This window comes from Sutterella sp. (assembly GCF_030539355.1).
Taxonomy (GTDB): domain Bacteria; phylum Pseudomonadota; class Gammaproteobacteria; order Burkholderiales; family Burkholderiaceae_F; genus Sutterella.
In genome coordinates, this window is record NZ_JAUNSF010000085.1 from 7571 (window position 1) to 12459 (window position 4889).

General features: G+C 64.9%; 5 protein-coding genes and 1 tRNA gene. 5 read left to right on the top strand and 1 reads right to left on the bottom strand.

The window, feature by feature from the left end; all coding sequences use genetic code 11:
- Positions 1-99 precede the first annotated feature (99 nt).
- The 4 genes from Q4F91_RS10375 to trmB all read left to right on the top strand — a co-directional run bounded on the left by Q4F91_RS10375 (position 100) and on the right by trmB (position 2971).
- Positions 100-175, top strand: a tRNA-Lys gene (locus Q4F91_RS10375).
- A 208-nt stretch (positions 176-383) separates the two neighbouring features.
- On the top strand, positions 384-1427 hold the full coding sequence (locus tag Q4F91_RS10380) for a methionine ABC transporter ATP-binding protein (RefSeq protein ID WP_303337428.1): 1044 nt from the start codon (positions 384-386) through the stop codon (positions 1425-1427).
- Positions 1420-2073 (top strand): methionine ABC transporter permease, encoded by a 654-nt coding sequence (locus Q4F91_RS10385; protein ID WP_303337429.1) that lies wholly within the window; start codon positions 1420-1422, stop codon positions 2071-2073. The genes Q4F91_RS10380 and Q4F91_RS10385 overlap by 8 nt, the downstream gene beginning before the upstream one ends.
- A 178-nt stretch (positions 2074-2251) precedes the next feature.
- Positions 2252-2971, top strand: a complete 720-nt coding sequence (gene trmB, locus Q4F91_RS10390) for a tRNA (guanosine(46)-N7)-methyltransferase TrmB (protein ID WP_303337431.1) — start codon at positions 2252-2254, stop codon at positions 2969-2971.
- A 101-nt stretch (positions 2972-3072) separates the two neighbouring features.
- Here the strand turns inward: trmB and Q4F91_RS10395 are convergent, their stop codons facing one another.
- Positions 3073-3912: an undecaprenyl-diphosphate phosphatase gene (locus tag Q4F91_RS10395; protein WP_303337433.1), complete on the bottom strand. Its 840-nt coding sequence runs from the start codon at positions 3910-3912 to the stop codon at positions 3073-3075.
- A gap of 204 nt (positions 3913-4116) precedes the next feature.
- Here Q4F91_RS10395 and Q4F91_RS10400 point away from each other — a divergent pair, with 204 nt between their 5' ends.
- On the top strand, positions 4117-4824 hold the full coding sequence (locus tag Q4F91_RS10400; RefSeq protein WP_303337435.1) for a UPF0149 family protein: 708 nt from the start codon (positions 4117-4119) through the stop codon (positions 4822-4824).
- Positions 4825-4889 lie beyond the last annotated feature (65 nt).

Below are 4889 nucleotides of genomic sequence, written 5' to 3' on the forward strand. Positions count from 1 at the left end.
AGCAGCGGACTCTTAATCCGTCGGTCCAGGGTTCGAATCCCTGCGTTCCCACCAAATTTCCATGAAGTTCGGTGCGGAGAAAATCTGTATCGTGGCTTCGGGAACGTAGCTCAGCTGGTAGAGCAGCGGACTCTTAATCCGTCGGTCCAGGGTTCGAATCCCTGCGTTCCCACCAATTCGAAAAGCCCGTCGGAAACCCCGGCGGGCTTTTTATTTGCTCCGACAGCGTGAAAACAGCCCGGTAATACCTCAAGAAAACGCGGGATACCTCCCTCCGGAGGAGTCCGCGCGAGGGCCTGCGCCGATACACTCAGCAGTCAGACTTCCAGTTTTTTCCCTCCCGGAATCCCCCCGCCTTCCGGTCCTCCGGCACAAAAAATTCCATGATCAAACTAGAACACATCACTCAGACCTATGTGAGCCCGGACGGCAAGGTCTTTGAGGCCCTCAAGGATGTCTCCATCGACATCAAGCCCGGCCAGATATTCGGCATCATCGGCCGCTCGGGCGCCGGCAAGAGCACGCTCGTGCGCTGCATCAACCTGCTCAACCGCCCGACCAAGGGCCGCGTCGTCGTCAACGGTCAGGAGCTCACGAGCCTCCCCGAGGACAAGCTCCGTGAGGTCCGCCGCTCGATCGGCATGATCTTCCAGCACTTCAACCTGCTCTCCTCGCGCACGGTCTACGACAACGTCGCGCTGCCGCTCGAGCTCGTCGGCACGCCGAAGGCGAAGATCCGCGAGAAGATCATGCCCCTCATCCAGCTCGTGGGCCTTGAGGACCATGTCAACAAGTACCCCTCGCAGCTCTCGGGCGGCCAGAAGCAGCGCGTCGGCATCGCCCGCGCGCTCGCCAACGACCCGAAGGTGCTCCTCTCCGACGAGGCCACGAGCGCGCTCGATCCGGAGACGACCGTCGCCACGCTGCAGCTTCTGAAGCGAATCAATGAGAAGCTCGGCGTCACGATCGTCATGATCACGCACGAAATGAACGTCGTGAAGCAGATCTGCGGCCACGTCGTCGTGATGAACCTCGGCGAGATCGTCGAGGAAGGCGAGGTGATCGATGTCTTCGCCCACCCGAAGAGCGAGACCACCCGCGCCCTCATCGGTCAGGTGATGGACCGCGAGCTCCCGCCCTCGATCGTCGCCACGGTCAACCAGGCCCGCGAGACGAACGGCGCGGAGAACGTGCACGTGCTGCACCTCTCCTTCATCGGCGACGAGGTCACCGAGCCGCTCATCTCGGTCGCGTCGCGCAAGTTCGGCATCGACTTCAACATTCTCCGCGGCACGGTCGACGACCTGCAGGGCCGCTCCCTCGGCACGCTCACGCTGCTCGTGACCGCGCCCGCTGAAACCTACCGCGAAGCCGTGGACTACCTCCGTTCCCGCGGCGTCCTCGTCGAGGAGATAACCAATGTCTAGTACCCTGATTCAGATGATTTTCGACTCCTTCCTCGAGACGCTCGTCATGGTGGCGGTCTCGGGAGGCATCGGAAGCGCCCTCGGCATCCCGCTCGGCATCCTGCTCTTCATCTCGGACAAGAAGTCCTTCGTGCCGATGCCGAAGTTCAACCTGCTGCTCGCCACGGTGATCAACGCGTTCCGCTCGGTTCCGTTCATCATCCTGCTCGTCGCGATCATCCCGTTCACCCGCCTCGTGGTTGGCTCCTCGATCGGCACGGCGGCCGCCATCGTGCCGCTCACCATCGCGGTCGCCCCGTTCATCGCCCGCATCGTCGAGACGAGCCTGCGCGAGGTCGACAAGGGCCTCGTCGAGGCCGCCCAGGCCATGGGCGCGACGAACTTCCAGATCATCGTGAAGGTTCTCCTTCCCGAGGCCATGCCCGGCATCGTCGCCGGTCTGACGATCGCCACGGTCTCCTTGATCGGCTTCTCGGCCATGGCCGGCGTCGTGGGCGGCGGCGGCCTGGGCGACCTCGGCATCCGCTACGGCTACCAGCGCTTCATGCCCGAGGTGATGTGGCCCGTGGTGCTCGTGCTGATCATCCTCGTGCAGGGCATCCAGTCGCTCGGCGACCACCTCGTCCGTCGCCTCTCGCACAAGTGATCCCCTTGTGAGGGAGCCGTCCTGGCGACAGCATCCCTCCCGCTCCCCGAAAGGACGCGCAGGACAGTTCAGTCCACGCGTCCTTTCTGTTTTCCGGCGCCTCCCCGTTGACCCGCCCGCGCCCGGCGCAGGATAATCCCGCGCCCGTCCGATCTATCAGAGACTTTTACCGACCGAAATGGAAAAGAAGGAACTCACGCCCGAGGAGCTCGAGGAGCTCAAGAACCGCCACATCCGCAGCTTCGTCATGCGCCGCGGCCACATCTCGAACGCGCAGAAGCGCGCGCTCGAGGAGATCCTCCCCCGCTACGCCGTCGAGTACACCCCGGCGCCGCTCGCCGTCACCGAAATCTTCGGCCGCGAGGCGCCGCTCGTCCTTGAGATCGGCTGCGGCATGGGCGAGACGACCGCCGCGATCGCGGCGGCCCACCCCGAGATCAACTTCCTCGGCTGCGAGGTCTTCGCCGCCGGCGTGGGGGCGCTCGCGAAGCGCCTTGATGAGATGTCGCTCACCAACGTGCGCGTCATCCGCCACGACGCCGTCGAGGTCGTGCGCGACATGATCGCCCCGGACTCGCTCGCTGGCGTGCACATCTACTTCCCCGATCCCTGGAGGAAGGCCCGTCACCACAAGCGCCGCCTCGTCGCGCAGCCCTTCATCGGCATGCTCACGAGCCGCATCGCCCCGGGCGGGTACCTGCACTGCGCCACCGACTGGGAAAACTACGCCGAGCAGATGATGGAGGTTCTCTCCGCCGAGCCCGCGCTCAGGAATCTCCACGAGGGCTTCAGCCCCGTCATGGGCAACCCCCTCTGCGAGCGTCCGCAGACGAAGTTCCAGGCGCGCGGCGAGCGCCTCGGCCACGGAATCTGGGACCTCGTGTTCATTCGCAAGTAATTTGTGACCTGCCTGATGCCCGCCCCCGAGGCGGGCAATGAAAAGGGCGGCCTTCCCGTCGGGGAAGCCGCCCTTCTTTCATCCGGAGATGCCGGTCAGACTCAGACCGCGCGCCACTCGATCCAGCCGAAGCTCGTCGCGGCGAGCACGATGATGCCGAAGATGATGCGGTACCAGCCGAATCCCTTGAAGTCGTTCGAGGAGACGAAGCGCAGCAGCCAGTGCACGACGAGGAGCGCGCTCACAAACGAGACGATCGTGCCGACGGCGAGACCCGTGAGGTTGTCGAAGACGAGGTCCTCGCGGCCCTTCCAGAGGTCATAGACCGTGGCGCCGAAGATCGTCGGGATGGCGAGGAAGAACGAGAACTCGGTCGCGGCGCGGCGCGAGAGACCGAGCACCAGGCCGCCGATGATGGTGGCGCCCGAGCGGCTCGTGCCCGGGATCATGGCGAGGCACTGCATGAAGCCCACGGCGAGCGCGTCCTTCCAGGTCATGTCATCCATCGTCTTCACACGCGGCTCGATCGAGAGACGCGCCTGACGGTTCTCGATCCAGAGGATCAGGATGCCGCCCACGATGAGCGCGATGGCGACGGCCACCGGGTTGAAGAGGTAGTGCTTGATGTAGCTCGCGACGAGCACGCCGATGACGGCCGCCGGCAGGAACGCGACGATCGTGTTGATCGCGAGACGCTGCTCCTTCGGATCGCTGAAGAGCCTGCGCAGGATGCGCCAGATGCGGGCGCGGTAGTACCAGCAGACGGCGAAGATGGCGCCCGACTGGATGGCGACGACGAACTCGTCGGAGCCCGCGGTCTCGGCGAAGCCCACGATGTCGGAGGCGATGATGAGGTGCCCGGTCGAGCTGATCGGGAGGAATTCCGTGAGGCCCTCGACGATGCCGAGCACCGTGGCCTGCAGGATGTAGAGCCAGTCCACTTTGTAGTGTTCCTATGTGTTTGCGGTCGAAATACAGGGAGCAGGCAATTATCCAACAAGAGGAGACTCCTCGTCCGCGCGAAACGACCTCCGCGTTGGGAATCCGGCCGGCTGAGGCGCCCCTCTGCGCTATGATCACGCGCGACGGATCCGGGAGAGCCCGCATCCCGCACTTTTTTCCCCATTTTCCGGAACATCACCACCATGACCGAAGACGCCAAGCTCATTGACAGCGCTGAAATCGAGGAACTGCAGAACCGCATCGAGGCGCTCGAGAGCGATGACGCGATGGACGCGGGCGTGCTCGACGGCTACATCACCGCCTGCGCGCTCAATCCCGCCGCTCCCTCCGAGGAGGACGTGATCCCCTTCATCTTCAGCGCCTCCGGCGACCCCGAGGCCCTGCCCGACGACGAGCGCCTTCTCGAGCTCATCCGCATGCGCATGCGCGAGATCCGCGCCGCGCTCAACGCGGGCGGCGGACTTGACCCGGTGATCTTCCCGCTCGCCGACGACGAGGGCAACGAGATCCTCGACGAGGAAGGCATCGAAGCGATCGTGCCCTGGGCCGCGGGCTTCATGATGGGCACCGAGCAGTGGCCCGACGCCGTGATCGAGAGCGAGGATGTGAGGAGCGCGGTCATCCCGATCGCCGCCCGCATGGCCTCGAGCCCCGACGAGCTCGAGGACGAGGCCGCCCGCGCGGTCTACGCCGCCGCCGTCGAGGCCTGCCCGAAGGCGAAGGACCTCGCCGAGGCGCTCTACCAGGTGGTCGAGAGCGTCTTCACGTTGAAGAAGCTCCTCGTGCCGAACCGCCCGGTGCGCAACGCCGAGCCCCGCGTCGGCCGCAACGACCCCTGCCCCTGCGGCTCGGGCAAAAAGTACAAGCAGTGCTGCGGCAAGAAGGCCTGACACCCGTCCGGCTCCGCCGGTGAAAAAAAGCCTTCCGCGGAGACCTCTCCGTCGGAAGGCTTTTT

Coding starts and splice junctions, on each gene's coding strand:
- Q4F91_RS10380 (WP_303337428.1), top strand. CDS start 384: ATGATCAAACTAGAACACATCACTCAGACCTATGTGAGCCCGGACGGC.
- Q4F91_RS10385 (WP_303337429.1), top strand. CDS start 1,420: ATGTCTAGTACCCTGATTCAGATGATTTTCGACTCCTTCCTCGAGACG.
- trmB (WP_303337431.1), top strand. CDS start 2,252: ATGGAAAAGAAGGAACTCACGCCCGAGGAGCTCGAGGAGCTCAAGAAC.
- Q4F91_RS10400 (WP_303337435.1), top strand. CDS start 4,117: ATGACCGAAGACGCCAAGCTCATTGACAGCGCTGAAATCGAGGAACTG.